Annotated in this window: 21 protein-coding genes and 1 pseudogene; 12 read left to right on the top strand and 10 right to left on the bottom strand. The window is 66.3% G+C overall.

Features of this window, described 5'->3' with window-relative positions; genetic code table 11:
• The first annotated feature begins 2 nt into the window (after positions 1 to 2).
• Positions 3 to 776: an FCD domain-containing protein gene (locus EB836_RS02115; RefSeq protein ID WP_135537436.1), complete on the top strand. Its 774-nt coding sequence runs from the start codon at positions 3 to 5 to the stop codon at positions 774 to 776.
• Positions 777 to 898: 122 nt separating this feature from the next.
• On the opposite strand, the gene EB836_RS02110 is transcribed toward EB836_RS02115, so the two are convergent.
• Entirely contained in the window at positions 899 to 2,833 is a 1,935-nt protein-coding gene (locus EB836_RS02110; RefSeq protein WP_135537435.1) for an aconitate hydratase, read from the bottom strand.
• Positions 2,834 to 2,980: 147 nt separating this feature from the next.
• Between EB836_RS02110 and EB836_RS02105 the strand changes: the two genes are divergently transcribed.
• Both EB836_RS02105 and EB836_RS02100 read left to right on the top strand, forming a co-directional pair.
• Complete coding sequence (locus EB836_RS02105) at positions 2,981 to 3,826, top strand: DNA-formamidopyrimidine glycosylase family protein (protein WP_135537434.1); 846 nt, start codon at positions 2,981 to 2,983, stop codon at positions 3,824 to 3,826.
• 126 nt (positions 3,827 to 3,952) lie between these two features.
• Positions 3,953 to 4,903 (top strand): aldo/keto reductase, encoded by a 951-nt coding sequence (locus tag EB836_RS02100; protein ID WP_135537433.1) that lies wholly within the window; start codon positions 3,953 to 3,955, stop codon positions 4,901 to 4,903.
• Here EB836_RS02100 and EB836_RS02095 read toward each other — a convergent pair.
• Positions 4,886 to 5,590 carry a TetR/AcrR family transcriptional regulator gene (locus tag EB836_RS02095; RefSeq protein ID WP_135537432.1) on the bottom strand — a complete coding sequence of 235 codons (705 nt, stop codon included), beginning with the start codon at positions 5,588 to 5,590 and terminating at the stop codon, positions 4,886 to 4,888. The two genes, EB836_RS02100 and EB836_RS02095, sit on opposite strands and share 18 nt — an antisense overlap.
• A 21-nt stretch (positions 5,591 to 5,611) precedes the next feature.
• Between EB836_RS02095 and EB836_RS18365 the strand changes: the two are divergent.
• The 3 genes and pseudogenes from EB836_RS18365 to EB836_RS02085 form a co-directional block, all read left to right on the top strand.
• Positions 5,612 to 6,289: pseudogene (locus EB836_RS18365) on the top strand (NAD(P)-binding domain-containing protein); the annotation flags it as partial.
• A gap of 214 nt (positions 6,290 to 6,503) precedes the next feature.
• The gene (locus EB836_RS18360) at positions 6,504 to 7,001 is read left to right on the top strand and encodes a hypothetical protein (protein WP_240689549.1); all 498 of its coding nucleotides are present in this window, start codon (positions 6,504 to 6,506) and stop codon (positions 6,999 to 7,001) included.
• Positions 6,998 to 7,825 (top strand): SDR family oxidoreductase, encoded by an 828-nt coding sequence (locus EB836_RS02085; RefSeq protein WP_135537431.1) that lies wholly within the window; start codon positions 6,998 to 7,000, stop codon positions 7,823 to 7,825. The genes EB836_RS18360 and EB836_RS02085 overlap by 4 nt, the downstream gene beginning before the upstream one ends.
• Here EB836_RS02085 and EB836_RS02080 read toward each other — a convergent pair.
• Positions 7,806 to 9,443: a GMC family oxidoreductase N-terminal domain-containing protein gene (locus EB836_RS02080; protein WP_135537430.1), complete on the bottom strand. Its 1,638-nt coding sequence runs from the start codon at positions 9,441 to 9,443 to the stop codon at positions 7,806 to 7,808. The two genes, EB836_RS02085 and EB836_RS02080, sit on opposite strands and share 20 nt — an antisense overlap.
• 275 nt (positions 9,444 to 9,718) lie before the next feature.
• On the opposite strand from EB836_RS02080, the gene EB836_RS02075 reads away from it, so the two are divergent.
• Both EB836_RS02075 and EB836_RS02070 read left to right on the top strand, forming a co-directional pair.
• Positions 9,719 to 10,690 (top strand): helix-turn-helix domain-containing protein, encoded by a 972-nt coding sequence (locus EB836_RS02075; protein WP_135537429.1) that lies wholly within the window; start codon positions 9,719 to 9,721, stop codon positions 10,688 to 10,690.
• 184 nt (positions 10,691 to 10,874) lie between these two features.
• A complete protein-coding gene (locus EB836_RS02070) occupies positions 10,875 to 12,290 on the top strand; it encodes an aldehyde dehydrogenase family protein (RefSeq protein WP_135537428.1) in 1,416 nt (471 codons plus the stop codon).
• On the opposite strand, the gene EB836_RS02065 is transcribed toward EB836_RS02070, so the two are convergent.
• On the bottom strand, positions 12,280 to 13,200 hold the full coding sequence (locus EB836_RS02065) for a LysR family transcriptional regulator (protein WP_240689542.1): 921 nt from the start codon (positions 13,198 to 13,200) through the stop codon (positions 12,280 to 12,282). The genes EB836_RS02070 and EB836_RS02065 overlap by 11 nt on opposite strands.
• Before the next feature lie 127 nt (positions 13,201 to 13,327).
• On the opposite strand from EB836_RS02065, the gene EB836_RS02060 reads away from it, so the two are divergent.
• Positions 13,328 to 14,500, top strand: a complete 1,173-nt coding sequence (locus tag EB836_RS02060) for an acyl-CoA dehydrogenase family protein (RefSeq protein WP_135537427.1) — start codon at positions 13,328 to 13,330, stop codon at positions 14,498 to 14,500.
• Here EB836_RS02060 and EB836_RS02055 read toward each other — a convergent pair.
• Together EB836_RS02055 and EB836_RS02050 are read right to left on the bottom strand one after the other, a co-directional pair.
• Positions 14,470 to 14,649: a hypothetical protein gene (locus tag EB836_RS02055; protein WP_135537426.1), complete on the bottom strand. Its 180-nt coding sequence runs from the start codon at positions 14,647 to 14,649 to the stop codon at positions 14,470 to 14,472. The genes EB836_RS02060 and EB836_RS02055 overlap by 31 nt on opposite strands.
• Before the next feature lie 114 nt (positions 14,650 to 14,763).
• Positions 14,764 to 15,660 carry an oxidoreductase gene (locus tag EB836_RS02050; RefSeq protein WP_205683272.1) on the bottom strand — a complete coding sequence of 299 codons (897 nt, stop codon included), beginning with the start codon at positions 15,658 to 15,660 and terminating at the stop codon, positions 14,764 to 14,766.
• Between the two features lie 157 nt (positions 15,661 to 15,817).
• Between EB836_RS02050 and EB836_RS02045 the strand changes: the two genes are divergently transcribed.
• Both EB836_RS02045 and EB836_RS02040 read left to right on the top strand, forming a co-directional pair.
• Positions 15,818 to 17,536 carry an ABC transporter ATP-binding protein gene (locus EB836_RS02045; RefSeq protein WP_240689541.1) on the top strand — a complete coding sequence of 573 codons (1,719 nt, stop codon included), beginning with the start codon at positions 15,818 to 15,820 and terminating at the stop codon, positions 17,534 to 17,536.
• A complete protein-coding gene (locus EB836_RS02040) occupies positions 17,533 to 19,326 on the top strand; it encodes an ABC transporter ATP-binding protein (RefSeq protein ID WP_135537425.1) in 1,794 nt (597 codons plus the stop codon). The genes EB836_RS02045 and EB836_RS02040 overlap by 4 nt, the downstream gene beginning before the upstream one ends.
• A 19-nt stretch (positions 19,327 to 19,345) precedes the next feature.
• On the opposite strand, the gene mgtE is transcribed toward EB836_RS02040, so the two are convergent.
• On the bottom strand, positions 19,346 to 20,704 hold the full coding sequence (gene mgtE, locus EB836_RS02035) for a magnesium transporter (protein ID WP_135537518.1): 1,359 nt from the start codon (positions 20,702 to 20,704) through the stop codon (positions 19,346 to 19,348).
• Positions 20,705 to 20,952: 248 nt separating this feature from the next.
• Here mgtE and EB836_RS02030 point away from each other — a divergent pair, with 248 nt between their 5' ends.
• Positions 20,953 to 21,765, top strand: a complete 813-nt coding sequence (locus EB836_RS02030; protein WP_135537424.1) for an isocitrate lyase/phosphoenolpyruvate mutase family protein — start codon at positions 20,953 to 20,955, stop codon at positions 21,763 to 21,765.
• 59 nt (positions 21,766 to 21,824) lie between these two features.
• Here EB836_RS02030 and EB836_RS02025 read toward each other — a convergent pair whose 3' ends face one another.
• From EB836_RS02025 to EB836_RS02015, 3 genes are all read right to left on the bottom strand, one after another.
• The gene (locus tag EB836_RS02025; protein ID WP_135537423.1) at positions 21,825 to 22,148 is read right to left on the bottom strand and encodes a hypothetical protein; all 324 of its coding nucleotides are present in this window, start codon (positions 22,146 to 22,148) and stop codon (positions 21,825 to 21,827) included.
• Between the two features lie 33 nt (positions 22,149 to 22,181).
• Entirely contained in the window at positions 22,182 to 23,165 is a 984-nt protein-coding gene (locus EB836_RS02020; RefSeq protein WP_135537422.1) for a patatin-like phospholipase family protein, read from the bottom strand.
• 85 nt (positions 23,166 to 23,250) lie between these two features.
• On the bottom strand, positions 23,251 to 24,123 hold the full coding sequence (locus tag EB836_RS02015; protein ID WP_135537421.1) for an SDR family oxidoreductase: 873 nt from the start codon (positions 24,121 to 24,123) through the stop codon (positions 23,251 to 23,253).
• Positions 24,124 to 24,233: the final 110 nt, after the last annotated feature.

The raw sequence follows: 24,233 nt of genomic DNA, 5'->3' as shown, positions 1-24,233 counted from the left end.
ACATGAGCGCAGACAGAACGAGCGCGCCGCAGGAGCAGATGACAGCATTGCGGGCGATCGCACCTGCGCGTTCGGGGAACGTCTTCGAAGAGACCATCGAGTGCCTGCTCCAGATCGTCAGGCTCGGAATCATTCCTCCCGGTCAGCGATTTCCTCCGGAACGCGAACTGGCTGAGCAGCTGGGAATCTCCCGCGCGACATTGCGTGAGGCCATTTCTGAACTGCAATCAGCCGGGTGGGTGAATGTGCGCCGCGGGCGCGGCGGCGGCACATTCGTCTCACGGTCCTACTCCGATGAGACTGGAGCAGCTGGTGTCGGCATGGCCGATCCAACGGTAGGGACCGGGCCGTCCGCAGACGAAGTCGAGGACACACTCGTTTGGCGTCGAATCATTGAAGTGGGTGTCGTCGAAGTAGCAGCCGGGCAGGATCTTTCTGCGGCCCAGCGCGGCCAGCTTGCTGCGGCAGTTGCGGCCAGTCGCGAGTCGGATCTGTCATCGTATCGACGACTCGACTCTCAGCTGCACCTGACTTGGGCGCAAATGACTGGATCGCCGAGTCTGGTCCGTTCGATGGTTGAGAGCCGTACCCGGGCGAACAAACTCCTCGGGCGGATCCCGATGATCGAACCCAATCTCATTCACTCTCACGAGCAGCATCAACGGATCCACGAGGCGATACTCGCCGGCGACCCGGAGTCTGCTCGAGCGGCGATGGCTGAACACCTTGACGGGACCGCCGCCCTATTGCGCGGGTTTCTGTCAGCACCACAGTAGGTGTCTCACGAGCCCGTGCTTCGGGCTCGTTTCGCCCCTCTGTTCCTCCCCCAATTGCTACGTGACGGCGGCCCAGCAACCTCGCGCCAGGTTGCTGGGCCGCCGTCACGTAGCAATTGGGGTTAGGATTCTTTGGCGGCGCGCTGGGCGATGCGGCCTCCGGCGAGGACCATCTCGACCTGACGAGGCGAGAGGCCGTGACGGAATTCGAAGATCCGACCCTCCACCTCGGCGGTGACGGTCTTCCCCTCGGCCAGCTCATCACGCAGCCGACGGAATTCGAGGACATCGCCTTGGGCCAGGGTCTCGTAATCGGACTCGTCGGTGAACTCGAGAGCGAGGACTCCGAAGTTCGCGAGATTCTGCCAGTGGATCCGTGCCAACGACTTCGCCACCACCACTCGCAGGCCGAGGTAGCGGGGAGCGATGACCGCATGCTCACGCGAGGATCCCTGCCCGTAGTTCTCCCCACCGACGATGGCATGGCCGCCGTCGTGCTCGGCGGCCCGAGTGGCGTAGGTGTCATCGACTTGGATGTAGACGAACTCGGAGATCTTCGGAATGTTCGACCGGTACGGCAGAACCCGTGAACCGGCCGGCATGATCTCGTCCGTCGATACGTTGTCGCCGACCTTGAGCAGGACCTCCAGGTCGATGTCGTCGGGCAGCGGTTCGAAGTTCGGCAGGGTCGAGATGTTCGAACCCTTGACGAGCTCGACCTTCCGCGCCTCTTCCGGCTCGAGCGGTGGGACGAGCATCTTGCGGTTGGCCGAGAACTTCTCGGGCAGCCTCACCTGCGGATAGTCCATACCGAGCTCACGCGGATCGGTGATCTTGCCTGTCAGCGCCGCTGCCGCCGCGGTCTCCGGCGAACACAGCCAGACCGAGTCCTCGTCGGTGCCGGAGCGACCGGGGAAGTTCCGCGGCATGGTGCGCAGACTGTTGCGCCCGACGGCCGGAGCCTGACCCATGCCGATGCAGCCCATGCACCCGGACTGGTGGATCCGAGCACCGGAGCCGACCAGTGAGGTCAGCCACCCGCCGGAGATGAGGTCGGCCAAGACCTCTCGGGAAGTGGGGTTGATGTCGAGGGAGATCTGCGAGTGGATCTGCCGGTCGGACAGCGTCTGAGCCACGACAGCGAAATCCCGGAGCCCCGGGTTCGCCGAGGAGCCGACGACGACCTGGAAGACATCCTCACCGGCAACTTCACGCACCGGGGTGACATTGCCCGGCGACGAGGGAGCGGCGATGAGCGGTTCGAGCTGCGAGAGGTCGATGGAGTCCGTGAGATCGTATTCGGCCCCGGCATCGGCGACAATTCGGGTGAAGTCCTCACCGCGATCACTGGCCTCGAGATAGTCGCGGACGGCATCGTCGGCAGGGAAGACCGTGGCAGTGGCACCGAGTTCGGCACCCATATTCGCGATGACGTGCCGATCCATGGCGGTGAGGTTCTTCAGCCCGTCACCGTGGTATTCGATGATCTTGCCGGCCCCGCCCTTGACCCCATGGCGGCGCAGCATCTCGAGGATGACGTCCTTGGCTGACACCCAATCGGGCAGCTCACCGGTGAGTTCGACACCCATGACCTGCGGGGCGCTGATGTAGAGGGGCTCACCGGCCATGGCCATGGCGATCTCGAGACCGCCGACGCCGATGGCCAGCATCCCCAGGGCTCCGGCGGCGCAGGTGTGCGAGTCCGAACCGATGAGTGTGGTGCCGGGGCGACCGAAGCGTGACTGGTGGACGGGATGAGAGACGCCGTTGCCGGCCGGAGAGAACCACAGCCCGAAACGCTGGGCGGCCGAGTGGAGGAACTCGTGATCCTCCGGGTTCTTCTCATCGGTCTGCAGCAGGTTGTGATCGACGTACTGCACGGACAGATCCGTGCGGATCCGGTCGAGGCCGAGCGCTTCGAGTTCGAGCATGACCAGCGTGCCCGTCGCATCCTGGGTCAGCGTCTGGTCGATGCGGATCCCGAGCTCGTTCCCCGGCGCAAGATCCCCGGACTCCAAATGTGATCGGATGAGCTTCTGCGCAACGTTCTCAGCCATCGTCAGCCTCCTTCGGCAGTATGCGATCCGCCGGGACCAGACCGGCCCGGCGGTCAATCCACGCTAGTCCTCACCCTAGGGGATCTCAAGGGGCCGCAGACCGGCAGAGTCTGTTGTCGTGTCCGCCTCAAAGCGCATACTGGAGTCATGCCGGAACTGCCCGAGATCGACGCGCTCGTGGAATTCCTGCGCCCACGACTCATCGGCGACTTCATCGAACGCGCCGATGTCGCAGAACTCAGCCTGCTCAAGACCGCCGATCCTCCGCTGGAATCCCTGCTCGGACTCGAGATCACCGGCGCGCGGAGAGTCGGCAAAGCCCTCATCGTCGATTTCGACGGGCTCCATCTCGTCTGCCGCTTCGCTCGTGCCGGCTGGCTGGCCTGGCACGATTCCGTGCCGAGGGCACCCGTGCGGATGGGCAAAGGCCCCCTCGGCCTGCGCGTGGCGCTCGCCTCGGGGGCCGGATTCGATCTCACCGAGGCGGGAACGAAGAAGAACGCGTCCGTGTCCCTCGTCCGTGACCTCGCCGAGGTGACCGCTCTTGCGCAGTCCGGTCCCGACGCTCTGACTGTCGACTCCCAGACCTTCGCCGAGGCTCTCGATGGGTCCCGCTCACACATCAAGACGATCCTCTGCGACCAATCGGCCATCGCCGGGATCGGCAATGCCTTCTCCGACGAGATCCTCCACTCCGCACAGCTCTCTCCCTTCGCCGCTGCGGAATCGGTCGATGCCTCGGCGCTGCGGGACACGATTCGCGAGGTGCTCGGCGATGCCGAAGAGGCCCTCGTGGGGCTGCAGCCGACGAAGATCAAGACCGCCAAGAAGAAGCTCATGCGGGTGCACGGCCGCACCGGCGAAACCTGCCCGGTCTGCGCAGCGACGATCGCGGAGGTCTCCTATGCGGAGAAGTCCCTGCAGTACTGTCCCGGCTGCCAGACCGGAGGGAAGAGACTGTCCGACCGTCGGATGGATCGCCTGCTCAGGTGACGAGAAGCCTCCACCGGTGAGGGCCAGTGTCCGTCGGAGGGGAATTATTCCTCCTGGTCGCATCGTTGTACCTGGTGGGCGACCTGAATGGGTAGTCGTCCATGACCGATCGAATACAGGAGCACAATGACGCAGCAGGTACAGATTCCCGGCACCGACCTCTCGATCTTCCCGATCAATCTGGGAGCGAACACCTTCGGCTGGACCGCTGACGAAGCGGAGTCTCATGCCGTGCTCGATGCCTTCACCGCCGCCGGCGGCAACTTCATCGACACCGCCGAGTCCTACCCGGCCTGGGTTCCGGGCAACACGGGCCGCGAATCCGAGACCATCATCGGCACCTGGCTGGCCGCCCGCGGCAACCGCGACAAGGTCGTCATCGCCACGAAGGTCGGTGACCACCCGGATCACAAGACACAGGATCCCGAGTACATCCGCACCGCCATCGACGCTTCGCTCGAACGACTCCAGACCGATTACGTCGACCTCTACTATGCTCACCGCGACGATGAGGTGACCCCCATCGCCGATATCGCCCGCGTCTTCGACGAGATCGTGCGCGCCGGCAAGGCACGCTACGTCGCCGTCTCGAACTACTCCCCGCAGCGGCTCGGCGAATGGCTTGCCGTCGCCGAGGAGGAGGGGCTGGCCCAACCCGTGGCCATCCAGCCGCAGTACAGCCTCGTCTTCCGGCATGAGTACGAGGCCGAGCTGGCCCCTGTCGCCATCGAGCACAAGCTCGGGGTCTTCAGCTACTTCAGCCTGGCCGCCGGCTTCCTCACCGGCAAGTACCGCACCGAGGCCGACCTCGAAGGGGCCAGCCGCGGCGGAATGGTCCAAGGCTACTTCAACGCCGAGGGCCTCAAGGCCGTCGACGAACTCGTCGCCGTGGCCGAAGCCAGAGACGCAGCCCCGGCGACCGTGGCACTGGCCTGGCTGCTGGCCAAGGGCGTCACCGCGCCGATCGCCTCGGCCCGCACCCCCGAACAGCTCGACGCTCTCATGTCCGCACCGAGCCTCGAGCTCACCTCGGACGAGTTCTCCCGCCTCGACGCGGCCTCAGCGACTTTCGCCTGAGTCGAAGAGCTCCTCGCTCACCCCGTGGGCGCGCAGAATCACCTCGGCGATCTCCGTGAGGAATTCGCCCGTCGGTCTGCGCTCCGCGGCCGGTGTGCGCACGCGCTGGACCAGCGCCTCGGTGATCCCTCCGACGAGGACGAGGCTTGTGAGGTCCAGCGCGTTCTCATGTCCCCGCCGGTCGCGACCGGCGGGCAGACCATAGATGGGGAGCACGCGTTCGACGGCAGAATCCACGGATGCGGCGAGCAGAAGCATCGTCTCCCTCCTCCGTTCCTCGAGAGACTCGCTGACGCCGACGGCCTCGACCTCGAGGACTCGAGCCTTGCGCTCGTCGTCGAGCATGGGCATGAGCGCCGCTGAGACGATGTGCACTCCCGCTTCGAGGAGCGTGACTCCCTGTGGAACCGAGATGGCGGCCAATGCCGCAGTGATCTCCTCGTTGAGCACGATGTAGAGACGCTCGAGCAACGGCTCCTGCGCGGAGAAGAGCTCATAGAACGAACGGCTCGAGACCCCGGATTCCTGACACAGCGCCTGCACACTCGTATGGCGGAAGCCGACCGTCCCGTAGAGCTCGAGCGCGGCGTCAAGGAGCCTGTCACGCCGAGCTTCGTCGCGCTCGGCACGAGAGGTCCCGCGCCACAGGCCAGGGGCCGGGGCGGAAGCGGTCTCGTCGAAGTTCATTACCCCAGTGTAGTGAAAATTATGATTTTCAATGGCATGATGTGTGACATGCCTTACACAGTCAGACAGAAGGATCGCGCTCCTGCGATCACCGAACCGATCCCGGCCGACCCGACGCTGCCGTCGGTCTGCGTCATCGGCGCCGGCCCCTCGGGCCTTTCCGCGGCCAAGGCCCTCTACACCGCCGGAGTCCCCTTCGACTGCTTCGAGAAGGGCAGCGCCTTCGGCGGCAACTGGCTCTTCGACAACCCCAACGGTGTCAGTGCCTGCTACGAGACGCTGCAGATCAACACCTCATGCCCGCGCATGGCCTTCTCGGATTTCCCGATGCCGGAGTCCTATCCGGCCTATGCCAGCCATGACCAGGTCCACGCCTACTTCCGCGACTACGTCGACCACTTCGGATTCGGCCATACGATCACCTATGACACCGAGGTCCTCGATGTCAGACGAGACGGCCGCCGGTGGGCCGTCGACATCGAATCCGCAGGAGTGCGCGAGACGCGCACCTATGATGCGGTGATGGTGGCCAACGGCCACCACTGGGATGCCAGATGGCCGGAACCGGCCTACCCGGGGCAGTTCGACGGCGAACAGATCCACGCCCACGATTATCGCAGCGGAGACCAGCTGGACGATCGCGACATCGTCGTCGTAGGGGCAGGGAACTCGGCGATGGACATCGCCGTCGAAGGATCCCACCGGGCGCGCAACGTCACCCTCTCCATCCGCCGCGGACAGTGGGTGATGAAGAAGACGGTGTTCGGCGCCGCCACTGACCAGGTCGCTCTGCCCGGATGGGTGCCCTGGTGGGTGACCAGCGCGAGGCTGCGCCTCGGCGCGCTCCTCTCGGGCGGACTGAAGAAGTACGGGTTGGCCGAAGCCGCCGCACTCACCGGGCCAATCGCATCCGGTGCAGTCGGATGCGATCCGGGACCGCCTCGGTGCAGGTGCCATCACGGTCCGGCCCGGGATCGAACGGCTCGAGAAGGACCGGGTGGTGTTCACCGACGGTTCTTCGGCCACAGCCGATCTCATCGTCTGGGCCACGGGCTACCGGGTGAGCTTCCCCTTCTTCGACCCCGGCCTCATCTCCGCCGAGAACAACGATCTTCCCCTGTGGAAGAGGATGGTCCACCCGGATCGGCCGGGACTGTTCTTCATCGGTCTCCTCCAGCCGGTCGGCGCGGTGATGCCGCTGGCGCAGGCTCAGTCCGAGCTCGTCGTGAAGGTCCTCACCGGAGAATGCGAACTGCCGAGCCGCAGGGACATGGTCAAGACGATGCACGACGACGATCAGCGGAACAAACGCCAGTTCTACGACTCTCCCCGCCATACGATGCAGGTCGACTTCGACCACTACCTGTGGGACCTGAAGCGGGAGATGCGCAGAGGGAAGGTGGCCGCGTGAACAGGCGGAAGACCCCAGATATCAGAGTCGTTGCGGTCACCGGGGGAGCGCGTGGCATCGGTGCGGAGATCGCGACCGCCTTCAGGGCGACCGGAGCCGAGGTTGCGATCGGCGACACCGATCGACAGGCGGCCGAACAGACCGCTCGCGAATCCGATGTGCACGCCTACTCCCTCGACGTCACTGACCCCGCATCCATTGAGGACTTCCTCGGGCAGGTGCGCGGCGACCTCGGCCCCATCGACGTCTTCGTCAGCAACGCCGGACTCATGTGGGTCGGTCCCTTCGCCGAGGAGCCGCATTCGGCCGCACGTGCCCAGGTCGAGGTCAACCTCCTCGGCGTGATCAACGGAATCAAGGCGGTGGCACCGGCCATGGTCGCTCGCGGGCGCGGTCATCTCATCACCGTGGCCTCGGCGGCATCGATCCTGCCGACGCCGGGTGAGGCGAGCTATGCGGCGACGAAGCACGGGGTCCTCGGCTATCTCAAGGCCGTGCGTGCCGAGCTGCGCGGCCGCGGTGTGCAGATCACGGCGATCATGCCCGGAGTCGTCGACACCGCCCTTGGGGCGGGCACGTCGAGCGGTGCGGCGAAGCTGCTCAGTCCCGCCGAGGTGGCCGCGGCCGTGGTCAAGTCAGCCTTCCGCCCCCGCTTCGAAGTCACTCTGCCCGGTTTCATCGGACCGGCCGTGCGAGTGGCCGGACTCCTGCCCACCGGGCTGAGGGACCGCCTCTTCGGCGCGCTGGTGCCCGACCAGGTTGCGCAGGTGCGGCCGGAAGAGCGTCGCGGCTATGAGCGGAGTTTCACTCTTCCGGAGCGGTGATCCCCTCCGGCGCTGACCCGACGAGGACGGCGGCGGCGCGTTCGGCGATCATGATCGTCGGGGCGTTCGTATTGCCGGTGGGCACAAGCGGCATGATCGAGGCATCCGCGATGCGCAGCCCCTCGAGCCCGCGGACCTTGAACGACGTCGGATCGACGACGGCGGACTCATCCTGGCCCATCCGGCACGTGCCGACCTGGTGGTGGTAGGTCACGACCGAGCCGCGGACGTAGTCCTCGAGGTCCTCATCGGCGACCTCGGGGCCGGGGTAGATCTCGGTCGGCTGCCACGGTGCCAGAGCCTCGGTCCGCCCGATCTGCCGGCACTGCCTGACCGAGGCGACGAGCGCGTCGACATCGGCTTGTGCGGAGAGCACATTCGGGTTGATGATGATCGCATCCTGCGGATTCGGTCCGCTCAGCGTCACCTCGCCGCGGCTCTCGGGCCGGACCAGTCCGCCCTGGAGGGTGAAGGCCCCTCCCGGCCCGGGCCCCGACTGCACCTGAGGGGCGGAATCCTGGGCGTACATCGGCACGGAGAAGAAGAGCGGCTGAGTGTCGGGGACGGGCAGTTCGGGTCGGGACTTCCAGAACAGATGCACCTCGGCGGGGGCGACCTCACCCATCGGCACCTCTGTCTCGCCGGTGGAGAAGATGACGGGGGACAGCCAATGGTCCTGGAGGTTCTTGCCGACCCCGGGCAGGTCATGGATGGGCTCGACCTCGACGGCGCGCAGCTCCTCGGCCGGTCCGACGCCTGAGCGCAGGAGCAGCTCCGGTGAAGCCAGGGCGCCGGAGGTGAGGATGACTTCATCGGCGGTGAGTTCACCCGTGCGACCGCGGAGGTCCACCTCGACGCCGGTGACCTGCTTGGTCTCGTCGATGAGCAGCCTGCGGGCATGAGTTGAGGTCAGCACCGTGAGATTGCCGTCGCCGAGGCGGGGCTTGAGGTAGGCCCGCCACGTGTTCAGGCGTTTGCCCTCGCGGACATTGAGCTGGATCCGGGAGATGCCTTCGACGCTGCCGGAGTTGTAGTCGGGGTTATAGCTCAGGCCCGCCTGTTCGCCGGCGACGACCATATCCTCCTGGAGCGGGTTGCGCTCGTAGTCGATGCGCACGTCCAAGGGGCCCTCGGCGCCGCGGGTCTCGGTGACCTCGCCGTCATAGTTCTCGATCGCGCGGAACACCGGCGAGACCTCGTCCCAGGACCAGCCTGGGCAGCCGGAATCGACCCACTGCTCGTAGTCCCAGGCATCACCGCGAACCCAGATCACGGCATTGAGGGCATTGGATCCGCCGAGGACCTTACCGCGCGGCAGATGGATCCTGCGGTTCATCGCCCCAGGCTGCGGGACCGTGTAGTAGTCCCAGTCCTGCGCGGAGTGCCAGATGAGTCCGAGGTTGTTGAGGTGATCGATGTTCGGGTTCGTCTCATCCCCGCCTGCTTCAATCAGGCACACACTCTTACCGGCGTCGATGAGCCTGCGGGTGATCACGCACCCGGAGGATCCAGCGCCGATGACGATGTAGTCGAAGTGCTCGGTGGGCAGTTCGGTCGGGAACGCGGAGGGCTCGCCGGTCGTCGCGGCGGCGCTGCCTGCGGTGCTGTCGGTAGTCATGGCCTCAGGCTAGTGAGGCGCGTCACGGTGCGGGAAGAGTCCGCCTGTCTGGGTGCACGCAGAGGCAAGCAATTCGGCCGGACCTGCGTGGAAAGTCAAGAAACCGCGTCGGCAGGCCCAGACGGATTTGACGGCGCCGATCTCTGCAGTATGCGGACCGAACGGTCGGTAATTCCCGGGATGGTGGTGACTCTCCGTTTCGGTGGGGATAGAGTGGCCGCACAGAGGTCGCCGCCGCTGAGGTCGGCGAACGTTCGCTTTCGTGAAGGACGAAGATGTTACTTGAGGGCACAGCGTCTGACTTCGACAGTTGGCAGAGCCTGGTTTCGGGCTCGTTCGTTCCGCTGGACACCGAGCCCCAGCGTCGAGGCGGTTTCAATGGGCGCATCAGCGCGCGGGACTACGATTCCGTCGTCATGTCCTATATCAATGCCAATCCTCATGCAGTGCTGCGCACGCCTGGGCTGATCTCGCAGGGGGCTTCCGCGCAGGACACAGCTGGGCCGACCTCGAGCTACTATAAGGTCTCACTCCAGCTCCAAGGTTACGGACTGCTGATTCAGGACGGCCGAGAAATGGCGCTGTCGCCGGGATCGCTGGCGATCTACGACACCTCCCGCCCCTACACGCTCAGCTTCGACAGCGACTTCTCTTCCTATGTGATGATGTTCCCGCAAGCGCGGGTCAACCTGCCCCGAGGCACCGTCGAGCAGCTCACCGCCACTCCGATCGGCGCGGATCACCAGCTCGGCGGGCTCGCCGCACAGCTCATCACCCAGGCCGGCGCAATGCTGCCGACCCTGAGCCGGTCGGTCAGCGTGCGATTGGCCGGAAATGTCGTCGACCTGCTCACGACCGTGATGGCCGATGAGCTCTCAGAGGCAGGGGACGGACCCGATGAACGACAGCGGCTCTGGTCCGATATCACTGCCTACATCGAAGCGAATCTTGCCGACCCGCAACTCTCGCCCTCGACCATAGCCGCCGCGCACTTCATCTCAGTGCGGACCCTGCATCAGATCTTCGAAGGCAGCGGGGAGACGGTCGCCGGCGACATCCGTCGGCGCCGAATCGAGCGGTGCCGCCAAGATCTTGCCGATCCGCTTCAGCGTCAGGTCCCGGTTGCGGCGATCGGCGCTCGTTGGGGGCTTGGCGATCCCGCCCACTTCTCCAGGCTCTTCCGCGGTGCCGTGGGCCAGCCTCCAGCGGGATATCGACGAAGCACCCTGGGCTCTTCTGCAAGCTGAGCGAAAACGGTGAATGGGCCGGTGCACCGATCGTCAACAACGGTGCCCCCAAAGCCAAGACGCACATCGGTCTCGCGAGTCATGCTGGCAGTACATCCATTCCTGTTAGGCGGATCACATGAGCATTCACGACGTGACCTGCTCACCTCGGCCCCCTGTCCGAGCAACTGACACAAGGAGAAACATGACCACCGAGCTCACGACCACCGACGCCCTGCTGGCCGCGATCGACGACCCCAGCGGACGCGAGATCCACGACCCCGCCACCGGTGAGGTCGTCGGCCGCACCCGTGAAGGCAGCCCCGCCGACATCGATGCCGCGGTCGCATCCGCCCGCCGCGCCCAGCCCGGCTGGGCCGCGAAATCCTCGCAGGAGCGCAGCGACCTGCTCAACCGGGCCGCCGATGCCATCGAATCCTCCGCCGAGGCGCTGGCCGAACTGCTCTCCCGCGAACAGGGCAAACCGCTCAACGGTCCCAACGCCCGCTTCGAGGTCGGCGCCTGTGCCGCCTGGCTGCGAGCCAATGCCGCCTTCGAACTCGAGCCCGAGGTCCTCGTCGACGATGAGGAGACCCATGCGGAGCTCCACTACGATCCGGTCGGCGTCGTCGGTGCCGTCGGCCCCTGGAACTGGCCGATGATGATCTCCGTGTGGCAGTTCGCCCCCTCTCTGAAGATGGGCAACACCGTCGTGCTCAAACCCTCGGAATACACTCCGCTGTCCGTGCAGGCGCTCGTGGCTGTGGTCAATCAGGTGCTGCCGGCCGATGTACTCTCCATCGTCCCCGGCGACGGGAAGGTCGGAGCGGCGCTGACCGATCACGCCGATGTCGACAAGATCATGTTCACCGGCTCGACGAAGACCGGTCAGGCGATCATGCGCTCAGCGGCAGACAGCCTGGCCCGCATCACTTTGGAACTCGGCGGCAACGACGCGGGCATCGTGCTCGCCGATGCCGATCCGGCGGCGATCGCCGGAGACCTGTTCTGGGGCGCTTTCATCAACACCGGTCAGACCTGTGCGGCGATGAAGCGTCTCTATGTGCCCGAATCCCTCTACGACCAGGTCTGCGAGGCCCTCGTCGAGGTGGCCGGACAGTCGCCGATGGGTGTGGGCCTGGAAGAGGAGAACGTCCTCGGCCCCCTGCAGAACAAGCAGCAGTACGATATCGTCGCCAGGCTCGTGCAGGCGGCGAAGGACGGGGGAGCGCGGGTGCTCATGGGAGGCGACCCCGTGGACGATCAGCCCGGCTACTTCTACCCCACGACGCTGGTCGCTGACATCGACAACGACAATCCGCTGGTTGCCGAGGAGCAGTTCGGGCCGGTGCTGCCGATCATCAAATACACCGATCTGGAGCAGGCCATCGAATGGGCCAACGGGCTCGACGTCGGACTCGGTTCCTCGGTGTGGGGCACCGACCTCGATGCCTGCCGGAACGTCGCGGCTCGTCTTGAGGCGGGATCGACGTGGATCAACAAGCACGGCGCCGTCGACCCGCGGATCCCCTTCGGTGGAGTGAAGAAGTCCGGGTTCGGGCTCGAATTCGGACTCGAAGGACTCAAGCAGGTCAGCGTCCCGCACGTCATCAGCTGGTGAGGACCGACTGCTTTGCGGCGGCTGCCGCGGGCACGACCTCACGGACGATCTCCAGTGTCCTGGCCAACGCCATCGACGGGTTATTGCAGCGCCAGCCGAGGGCGAGGGTGAAGGCATCTCCGCCCTCGGCGAGTTCGACATAGCGGACGCCGTCGATGCGGATGTGGTCCGATGAGGCGACGACGATAGCCACACCCACCTGTGCTCCGACCAAGGCCAGCAGGCTGTAGGGGTCCGGTGCCTCCTGCACGACGTGCGGGAGGAAACCGGCCTCGTCGGCCAGCCGCATCATCACCTCCCTGACCTGGGAGCCGTGTGCCGGGGCATAGGAAATGAAGGGCTCATCAGCGAGATCGGCCATGGAGACCTGATCCGCATCGGCCAGCGGGTGGGTGATCGGAACTGCGGCCATCACGGTCTCCCGGCGGATGACGTGGACTGCCACGCCGGTCGGGGCCGGAGGGCTGACGACGGCGAGGTCCATGTCTCCGTCTCGCAGTGCCTGAGCGGCCTGTCCGCAGTACATCTGCGGATTGAGTTCGAGGCTGATGCCCGGCTGTCTGGCGGCCACCTCACGGGCGATCCGGGACAGGATCGAATAGCCGCTGGTCCCACCGAAGCCGATGCGTACTCGTCCGACCGCTCCATCCTGGGCCGCGCGGGCGATGCGCGCTGCACCGTCGACCTGCGTGCGGATGGACTGTGCAGGGTCGAGCATCGCCTCACCGGAGGCGGTGAGTCGGACTCGTCTCGTCGTGCGCTCGAAGAGCTTGACCCCGAGCTCCTTCTCCAGAGATCGGATCATCTGGCTCAGAGCCGGCTGAGCGATGTGCAGCTTCTCAGCGGCGCGTCCGAAGTGCAGTTCTTCGGCGACCGCGATGAAGGCGTTGAAATGTCTGAGCTCCACCATTTCTCTCCTGTAGATTGATAGGCCAAATCAATCAATCCACTCAATATTAGGTCTTGGACGTGATGTAATTCCACTGGCAGGCTGGAAGAGCACGCCTCTCAGCCACCGAACACCCGAGGAGACCTCCATGACCGTTGCAGCCGACCCCTCCGACCTCCTCGACCTCGCAGGACTCTTCAGCGAGACCGAGCTCGAACTCCGTGACCGGGTGCGGGCCTTCGTCGATGAGCGGATCCGACCGAACATCGCCGACTGGTACGAGAACGCGGTCTTCCCGCGCGAGATCGTGGCCGAGATGGGCGAACTCGGACTGCTCGGCATGCACCTCGACGGATACGGGTGCCCGGGACGCTCTGCCGTCGAGTACGGGCTGGCGGCACTCGAGCTCGAGGCCGGGGACTCCGGACTGCGCACCTTCGTCTCCGTGCAGGGCTCACTGGCGATGTCCGCGATCCACAAGTTCGGCTCGGAGGAGCAGAAGAATCGCTACCTGCCGGGCATGGCCGCAGGCGAGATCATCGGCTGCTTCGGCCTGACCGAACCGACCGCGGGATCCGATCCCGGCTCTATGGCCACCACCGCCGAACGAAACGACGATGGATCCTGGAGACTCAACGGTGCCAAGCGGTGGATCGGGTTGGCCTCGATCGCCGATGTCGCCGTCATCTGGGCAGCTACCGATGAGGGGATCCGCGGCTTTCTCGTCCCCACCGAGACGGCCGGACTCACAGCGACCCCGATCGAGGCGAAGCTGTCGATGCGCGCCTCCATCCAGTGCGACATCGAACTCGATGACGTCGAACTCCCCGCCGAGGCGGTTCTGCCCGAGACCTCGGGACTCAAGGGACCCTTCTCTTGCCTCAACGAGGCCCGGTACGGAATCATGTGGGGTGCCATGGGTGCCGCCCGTGACTCCTTCGAGGTCGCACTGGACTATGCACAACAGAGGATGCAGTTCGACAAGCCGCTCGCGGCCTACCAGATCACCCAGGAGAAGCTGGTGAACATGGCCCTCGAAATCCAGAAGGGCCTCCTGATCGCCGTGCAGACGGGCCGACTCAAAGATGCCGGGACTCTCGACCCGGTGCAGATCTCGGTCGGCAAACTCAACAACTGCCGTGAAGCCATTCAGATCTGCCGCGAGGCCCGCGCCATGCTCGGCGGCAACGGCATCACACTCGAGTACTCACCGCTGCGGCATGCCAACAACCTCGAATCCGTGCGCACCTACGAAGGCACCGACGAGGTCCACACCCTCATCCTCGGCCGTCACATCACAGGCGAGCAGGCCTTCCGGTGATTCCGGTCAAGGCACCAGTCGACGAAGTCGCCGGCTTCGACTCGGGCCGTCTGCGAAGGCTGCTTTCGCAGCAGCGACCACCAGTATTCGAAGAGTTCGCGCCGCCGTCGCGCGACCTTCGCCGAGCCCTTCCTGCCTGTCGATCTCATCGAAAAATTGTTGTGTGATCTTCACGTCGCGGATCGTGACCCATTGGCCACTGCCGGGCATGCTCGTCGCCTCGCTGTGCACGCACAATCCACGTGAGTGAAGGTTCGTGGGGGCTATCGATCCCCGGCGGATGTCTTGGGAAACCCGACCTCGGTCAGCTCTTCGGACACCGTCCACAGTCGTTCTGCCACCTCGGCGTTCTTGGCCTGGATGGAGCGTTCGACGAGCGTCGGTGCACCGCGAGCACCGAAGAGGCCGCCCGGACCCACGTAGCTGTTGCCCGGGACGTCCGCGACGGCCGCGGCGAGCGTCGGCAGCACACCGTACTGTCCACTCTGCGCGACCATCCCGATGAACGCATTGCTGATCGCGCCGCGCAGTCCATTTCCCGGGGCCGCGAACAGATTCGTCCGCGCCAGACCCGGATGGGCGGCAACGGCGATGAGAGGAGAGGAGCTCTCCTTCAGACGCCTGTCGAGTTCGGAGGTGAAGAGCAGGTTCGCCAGTTTGGACTGCGCATAGGCAGGCATCGGCCGGTACCGTCTGCGCTCCCAATTGAGGTCATCGAAATCGATCGTGCCTGACCGATGAGCCAGGGACGAGAGCGTGACCACGCGATCGCGGATCTGCGGAAGCAGCAGGTTCGTGAGCGCGAAGTGGCCGAGATGGTTCGTCCCCAACTGCGATTCGAAGCCGTCGGCGGTGCGTCTGAACGGCGGAATCATGATCCCGGCGTTGTTGATGAGGATGTCGATCGGATCAGTGAAAGCTTCTGCGAACGACCGCACGGAGCCGAGATCGGCGAGGTCGAGCTCTCGGACCTCGACCTCGCCCTCCAAGGCTTCCGCCGCCGCTCGCCCCTTCTCGAGGCTGCGCACGGCCAGCACGACTCGGGCGTCCATCCCCGCCAATACGAGTGCGGCGGCATTGCCGAGTCCGCTGTTCGCTCCGGTGATGACGACGGTGCGTCCGGCCATCGAAGGGATGGTGTATTCGAGAGGCGTCGGCATATACGCCATCGTAGACGGTGCTCGTTCGGGCCCGCATGCTCCCAACGGCGTCTGATGGTGCTCGCCCGCTCCCGCCCGCTCTCGTCCGCTTTCTTCCGCGAACATCCGATCGCATTCAGCGAGCCGCGTGAAGGCGGAAAATGTTAGGCTTGCCTTCGTGCCGAAGACTCCCTCAACAGGTTCGATCCTCCTCCGCAGAGCCGCCCGGCGCCGCCTCAGACTGCTTGTGTCAGGAGCCATCACTCTGTCCATGTGGCAGGTCTGCGAAGCGCTCGTTCCCGTCGCCATCGGAATCATCGTCGACCGTGCGATCATTCCTCTGTCGATTCCGGCGCTCATCCTCTCAATCATCGGCCTCGGACTGCTCTTCACGATCCTCAGCCTCGGCTACCGCTTCGGATCCCGCTTCTGCAACGCCGCCCGCGAACACGAAGCACACGCACTGCGCGTCGAGATCACGCACGCCGCGCTCACCTCGGCGACGCTGCCGGCCGACCGTGCCTCCGGTGAGGTCCTGTCCATCGCCTCGGCCGACGCGGACACCGCCGCCCAATCCTTCGCCCAGGCCGGCCGCGGCATCGCCTCCGTGCTCGGCATGGTCACCGCCTGCATCTTCCTCCTCATCGCCGACCCGGTGACCGGCCTCGTCGTGCTCATCGCCGTGCCCATCGGCCTCCTCATCGTCGCCCTCCCGGGCCGTTCGGTGTCCTCGAAGGCCGCGGCACAGCTCGAAGCCGTCGCCCGGGCGGGCCGATCGGCCTCCGACCTCATGCACGGCCTGCGCGTGATCAAAGCCATGGGCGGGGAGGACTGGGCGGTGCGCCGCTATCGGAAGACCTCCGATGACGCCGCAGCTGCCGGCATCGCCACGGGGGAGAGGACCGGACGCCTGGCCGGACTCGGGGCCCTCGTGATGTCGACGGTGCTCGCCATCGTCCTCGTCGTCGCAGGGCTGCGCCTCATTGACGGGCAGATGAGCGTCGGGGCACTCATCGGCATCCTCGGAATGACGGCCTTCCTCACCGAACCGATGCGCGCGCTCGCCGACATCGTCGGCCTCTTCGCTCAATCCCACGGCGCCGCCCACCGCATCGCCCGGCTGCTCAATGACATCGACACAGAGGCGGACCCCTCCGCCGAAGACGATCCCTCCGCCGAGGCGGCCCACCCCTCCGAAGCCCCCACACCGTCCCCGTCGGTCACCGTCGACGACACCGCGATCAGTGTCAGCGGGTGGGCGGTCGGCGAGGGCCGCAGCATCGACTTCACCACCGAGTTCGGATCGCTGACCTGCATCGTCACCCCCGATGCTCGAGCAGAGTCCGAACTCCTCGCGGCCCTGGCCGGCCACGCCCGCGGTGCCGGACCGGATCGGATGATCGTCTCGCCCCACACCGTCGACCTGTTCGAGGGAACGATCCGCTCGAACATCACGATGATCGTCGGCACGACCGACCACCCGGTCACCGAGGAGGTGCTCACCGCCTCGGGGACGGATGAGCTCCTCGGCTTCGTCGACGGGGGACTGAACCACCGGATCCAGGAACTCGGCGGAAACCTCTCCGGCGGCCAGCGCCAGCGTGTGGCCCTGGCCCGGGCGCTCGACGCCGACCCCCGCGTCCTCGTCCTCCACGAACCGACCACCGCCGTCGATGCCGTCACCGAGGCCCGCATCTGCGCGGGAGTGTCCCGGCTGCGCCGAGAGGACGAGGCGGCAGCGACGATCATCATCACGAGCTCCCCGGCGTTCCTCGCCGCAGCCGACACCGTGGTGTTCGCACCCGCCGCAGGACCGGTGCTCATCGGCCACCATGCCGACCTCCTCACTGCCGAAGGTGCCAGCGCTGAGGCCTACCGTCAGGCGGTCACCCGATGACTGCGCCCACGCAGACCACCCTGTCGATCGCCACGCGTCGTCGCTCCTTCGCCCACCTCGCCCCGCTGCTGCGCCGACGCGGCGGCTGGATCGTCCTGCTCTTCGTCGCGGGCGTGGCCAACGCCGGGGCCGGACTTGTCGGACCGTGGGCGATCGGCCGCCTCGTCGACGAATTGCCCGCCGGAGCGGGGGCCGACGTGGTCTGGACCAGCGCGATCGCCGTCGCAATCGCCGGCATCGTCATGGCCGTGGGCACCTGGATCGGCGCCTGGGCTCTGGCCCACGTCGCCATGCCGGTCGTCGCCGAACTGCGCACCCAGGTCGTCGAATCCGCTCTGAGCCTCGAATCCCAGCGGGTCGAGAAGACCGGCACCGGCGACCTCGTCTCCCGCGTCGCCGACGACTCCCGCAAGATCAGCGAGGCCGCTGCCCAGGTGCTGCCGCTGGTCGTCGAGTCCCTCCTCGTCGTCATCGTCTCCGCCGCCGGCCTGGCCGCCATCGACTGGCGCCTGGGCATCGTCGGCCTCGCAGCTCTGCCCATGTATTGGCTCACCCTGCGCTGGTACCTGCCCCGATCGGAACCCATCTACAAGCAGGAACGTGCCGCATTCGGCCGACGTGCCGGCCGCCTCCTCGGCGGACTCACCGGGGCGAAGACCCTGCGTGCCTACCGTGCCGAGGCCGGGGAGCTGCGCCGCATCGACTCCGCCTCCGGGGAGGCCCGCGACCTGTCGATCGATGTCTTCCGCTTCCTCACACGTGCCTTCGGCCGCAACAACCGCGCCGAGGCCGTCGTGCTCTCGCTGCTCCTCATCACCGGATTCGTCCTCGTCTGGTTCGGCGAGTCCACCGCCGGCGCCGTGACGACCGCGGCCCTGGTCTTCCACCGCCTGTTCAACCCCATCGGAGCTCTCGTCGGACTCTTCGACCAGATCCAATCCGCCGGTGCCTCGCTGACCCGCATGGTCGGCGTCATCGACGAAGCCACGACCTCGCCGAGGCGGCCCATCGACCCCGGAACCGCTGACCCGGCGCTCGTGCTCGAGGATCTGTGGTTCACCTACGACGAGGACCCGAACTCGAGCAACCACGTGCTTACGGGCGTGAGCTTGCGCATCGACCCCGGAGAGGTCGTCGCCGTGGTCGGCACGACGGGCGCCGGGAAGTCGACCTTGGCGCGGATCGCGGCGGGACTGTCCGCTCCCACCCGCGGACGGGCCGCACTCGTCTTCGGCGGAGCCGCCTCGGCGGGGAAGCCTTCGCAGGACCTGACCGCACTGCCGGAGACGGTGCTGCGCGAGCACATCGCAATGGTCGCTCAAGAGGTGCACACGTTCAGCGGAACCCTGCGCGACAATGTGGCTCTGCCCGTGCCCGAGGCCGGTGATGACCAGGTGCGCTCGGCACTCGAGGAGGTCGGTGCCGGCTGGGTGAGCACACTGCCCGCGGGCCTCGACACCGAGATCGGGGACGGCGGAACCCGGCTGACGGCGGTGCAGGAGCAGACGATCGCGTTGGCGCGACTCGCGCTCGCGGACCCCGATTTCGCCATCCTCGACGAGGCGACAGCCGAGGCCGGATCCGCCGGTGCCCATGTTCTCGAGCAGTCGGCGCGGGCGGCGCTGGGCTCACGCGGGGCACTCGTCGTGGCTCACCGCCTCAGCCAGGCAGAGACCGCGGACCGCGTGCTCGTCATGGAGCACGGACGGGTCATCGAAGAGGGCACCCACGACGAACTCGTCGCCGCCGGCGGTCGCTACGCCGAGCTGTGGGCAGCCTGGTCGGCCTGAGCGCGCGGACCGCCGGGCCTCAGCGCAGCCCGAGGACCGTCGTGGCGATCGTGAAGTAGATGATGAGGCCGGTGGCGTCGCAGAACGTGGAGATGAAGGGATTGGAGAAGACCGCAGGGTCGGCCCCGACCTTCTTCGCGATGATCGGCATGAGACCTCCCACGGTCGCGGCCATCATGCACACCGACAGCAGCGTCAGCCCGATGACCAGACCGATCGCCCACTCGTAGACGAGCCCGGCGATGATGAAGCCCAGTGCACCGAGCACCGATCCCAGCAGCGCACCGACCCGCAGCTCCCTCCAGATGACCCTGCCGAGATCGCGGATGCGCACCTCGCCGACGGCCAAAGCGCGGGTGACCGTGGTCGCGGCCTGGTTGCCGGTGTTGCCGCCGGTTCCGGTCAGCAGCGGGATGAAGAGGGCGAGGACGACGACCTGATCGAGGCGGTCCTCATAGACCTCGAGGACCTGGACGGTGAGGATCGCAGACACGGCGAGGACGAGCAGCCACACGATGCGGCTGCGCACCAGGCGCATGATCGTCGAAGACAGGTAGGAGCGGTCGAGCGGTTCGGTACCGGACCCGCGGGCGAAGTCCTCAGCGTCTTCCTCGTCGATGATGTCAAGGACGTCATCCATGGTGAGGATGCCGACGAGGCGGTCCTCCTGGTCGGTCACCGGCATCGCGATGAGCCGGTGGGAGAGGAACTCACGAGCGGCTTCCTCACGGTCGGTCAGCGCATGAGTGCTCAGCGAATCGCGGACGATGTCCTCGATGACGGTATCCTCGTCGGCGGCGATGAGGTTGCGCAGCGACACCACTCCGCGCAGCACCCGACCGGGGCCGACGACGGGCAGCAGGTAGACGGTTTCGGGACCGTCGATGCGAGCGCGCACGACCTCCATCGCCTCGGCGGCGGTCCAGTCCTCGTGGATGCCGAGCACCTCGGGGGACATGTACCGACCGATCGCGGATTTCGGGTAGCCGAGGACCGCCGAGGTCATCGCCCGTTCCGTCGCCGTCAGCCCCTTCATCAGGCGGCTGGCGACCCCCGCAGGCAGTTCGCCGAAGAGTTCGGCACGGTCATCGGGGTCGAGGCCGTCGACGATGTCGGCGACCTCGGGTTCACGGAGATTGCCGATGAGTTCGGCCTGGTAGGCAGGAGGCAGGTCCTCGAAGACGTCGAGCGCCTCCTCCTTCGTCAGCACCCGGAAGAGCATCGCCGACTGCAGCGGCGTGGACGTGTGGACGAGACGTCCGATCTCGGCACGCGGCACCTGCCGGGCGAGAGCGGCGATCTCATCGAGACTTCGGGGATCGATCCGGCCCGTGAGCGCGGATTCGAGTCGGTCGGCTGCCTCGGTGCTCGCTCTCATATCCGCCACGAATTCCCCCTTGTCTCGTATGGACTTCTCCGCAGTCCACCCTAGGGCATGGGCAGAGGATGAGGGAGCCTGCGTTCGACTTCGCCGTCGGGACTCTTCGGACCATGCCGAAGTGCCGCGGTCCTACGATGAAGACCTCACCCGGAGATCACCGGCCACCGCGCCCGGCATCGCCGCAATCTCAGCGGCGAACGCCGACGACATGCGCGTGACGACGTGTCGAAGAACGGAGCACAGCAATGACTGACCACGACGATGCCACGACGGCTTTCCAGCACCTGCACCGGCCCGGGGATCCGTTCATCCTGCCGTGCGCTTGGGACGTGGCCAGCGCGCAGCTCTTCGCCGAGGCGGGCCACCGAGCCATCGGCACCACGAGTCTCGGCGTCGCCGCCGGAATCGGCGCCGCCGATGAGGACCGTGCGACCCTGGATGCGACCGTGAAACTCATCGCCGCCATCCGACGGGCATTGCCCGATCAGTTCGTGACCTGCGATTTCGAAGACGGCTACGGGGACAGTCCCGAACGCGTCGTCGATGTGCTGGGCGACAGCTTCGCCGTCGCCGGCACGACCGGGGCCGGGCTCATCGTCGATGGCATCAACATCCAGGACTCGCGGCACGGGCTCATGAGCGAACCCGCGATCCTGGCGGCCAAGGTCAGCGCCGTCAGGGACGCGTTCCCGGACCTGTTCGTCAACGCACGGATCGACACATTCTGGATCGGGCAGGACCGCCTCGGCGAGGTCCTCGACCGCATCGATGCCTACACCGACGCCGGAGCGGACGGGATCTTCGTTCCGGGGGACCTCGATCTGCCCACGATCGAGACGATCACCGGCTACAGCCGGCTTCCGGTCAACGTGCTCGCCAGTGCGCGGCACTCACGCACGGCCCTCGCCGAGGCGGGAGTGAGCCGGATCAGCACCGGATCGCTGCTCTACCGGGCGGCGATTTCGGCGGCCCTGCGCTCGCTCGATGGCCTCAACGACGACCTCCAGGCCGACACGGAAACCGTCCTGCCCTACAGGGCGTTCACCGAACTGGGCTGACTCAGTGCCTGACCGGATCCCGATGCCTCGTGCGCACAGGGGTCTGGGGAGAGGAGAGGTCAGTCCTCGTCGAAGTCATCGTCGATGACCTCGACGGAGTCGACGCCGTCATCGGCCAGTGCGTCGACATCGAGCCGGTCACCGGTGAGTTCGTCGACCTCGAAATCGTCATCGCCGTCGGAGACCATCTCATCGCCTGTCCGGTTGCCCTGTTCGGCGGCCGTGACCGGATCCGTATCGAATTCTCGGTCGAGCCCTGGTGCATCGGCCTCATCGTCCCAGCCGGCTTCGTCGATGAGGGCGTCGTCGGCACCTTCGATCCCGGAACCCACGGGGCCTTCGGCGCCGGGCTCGATGTAATCGTCGTCGGGGTTCTCCGTCATGATGTCTCCTTCGCCGGATGCGGGTCTTCCACACTAAACCCTGTCGAAACGTTCTTTCCACCGTTTCCAGTCCCACCGGGCCAGAAACTTCTCCCCGGCCTGGCGTCCCGAGGAGATGAGATCGATCTTGGCGGCCTCAGACAGGGCGAAGTCCGTGGTGCTGTGGCCGGAGGTGTCGACGAACACCGTCCGCTCGGTCACCGACGGGTCATCGATGTGTCTGCGGTCGTGAGCATTGAGCATCGTTGTCAGCAGCGACTTCGCGTACTGGTAGGTCGTGGCGTTCGGCTGCCATTGGGTCGCGGCGGTGTGCCGGGCGGAGAGCATGACGCCGAAGGTCGGCCATCGCGCCGGGCGTGAGTCCTTGCGGTCGAAGACGTCGACGGGGAAGTTCGAGAGCAGACCGCCGTCGGCGCCGAGCACCGATGTTCCGCCAGCCACGTCCTCCCGTGCGCACAGCGACCGGGGGCGGAAGAAGAACGGACTGGCTGCCGAGGCGCACACCGCCTCGGCGACGGATTGGGAGTCCGCATCGACGCCGAGCGCGTCCCGGTAGTCCCAGGGCAGGCGCAGCATGCGACCGCGTGAGACATCGGAGACGATGACGACGAGGCGATAGGACCGCTCGGGCGGGATCGCACCGTCCGGGTCGTCCAGTCGCAGGTCGCTCCAGGTGCGCACGCCCTGAGCGGCGAGTGCCTCGGCGAGGAAATCATGGAGCGCATCACCGAGATACATGCCCTTGTGCAGCAGCAGCCCCTGCACCTTGCCGAGCCAGGGCAGCAGTCGGAAAGCGGGGGAGATGTCCTCGAAAGCGGTGAAGTCCTGCTCGAGGACTCGCTGTCTGAGAGTGTCAGGGGGCAGCCCTGCCGCGGTCAGGGCACCGACGATCGCTCCGGCCGAGGTGCCGGCGATGCGGTGGAATCCGTAGCCGGCATCTGCCAGCGATTCGACGGCCCCGACGAGCCCGGGCAGCTTCGCCCCTCCGCCTTCGAGGACCAGATCGGTCGTGGCCATGGCTGCTCCTCTCCGCGCCTCACTGTCTCTATTGTGGACCGGACGCGACGCGGCGGCGGGAACTGCCAGGGGATCTGCGGTGGATTCAGCGGGCTCCGGCAGTCTGGCGCTTCCGGGCCGATCGACGCTGCCGGTCGCGTCCGTTCACACCGTTCCTGCCGGTGAAGTGGTCCATGGTCTGGTTCACGCCGAGGAAGTCCATGACCTTGTCGAAGGCCCGGGTCGGCAGCAGTCGCACACCGGGGACGAGGCGCACGAGCGACGGCATGACCAGCTGTTCGCGACCGGATTCGATCGCGTCGATGACCTGTGTGGAGACGGTGTTCTCTTCGAGGATCGGCAGCAGACGGGGGAACTTCGTCTGGACTCCGGCGAACATGCCGGTGTTGATGTAGAAGGGGCAGACGACGAGGGTGTTGACCCGGCTGCCCTCGGCGCGCAGCTCGCCGCGCAGCGATTCGGTGAAGCCGACCGCGGCCCATTTGCTTGCCGAGTAGTCGGTCTGTTTGGCCACGCCGGTCCAGCCGGCGGCGCTGGCGATGTTGACGATGGAACCGTGGTCGCGCTCCTGGATTCCGGGGAGGAATGCCTTCGTCGTCCAGTACAGTGCCAGGGTGTTGACGTCGAAGGTGCGCCGGATCGCCTCGGCATCGGCGTCGAGCAGCCTCTTGCCGGTGACGACGCCTGCGCAGTTGATGAGGATGTCGATCGGTCCGACTTCTTCGGCCGTGGCGGCGACCTGCGCGGAGTCGCCGACGTTGATGGTGAAGGCGCGGGCCCGGGTGCCCTTCGCCTCGATCTCCTGCCGGACGGTCTCGCCGTGCTCGGCCGACAGGTCCCAGATGATGACTTCGGCGGCGCCGCGGGCGGCGGCGTCGAGGGCCATGAGTCTGCCGATTCCGCTGCCGGCTCCGGTGATGAGGATACGGCTTCCGGCGATCTGTGTTCCGTGCGTCATGTCTGTGCGTCCTTGCAGTCGATGTCGATCTCTTCGGCTCCGGGTGCGGACCCGCGACCCCGCGGTGACCCACCCGATATTACTTATCAGTAAATCAGTGAGACGTGGGT

The sequence above is a fragment of the Brevibacterium sp. S111 genome (assembly GCF_004745075.1).
Lineage (GTDB): Bacteria > Actinomycetota > Actinomycetes > Actinomycetales > Brevibacteriaceae > Brevibacterium.
The sequence above is the reverse complement of the archived record's forward strand: the minus strand, read 5'-3'. Positions and strand labels throughout refer to the sequence as shown.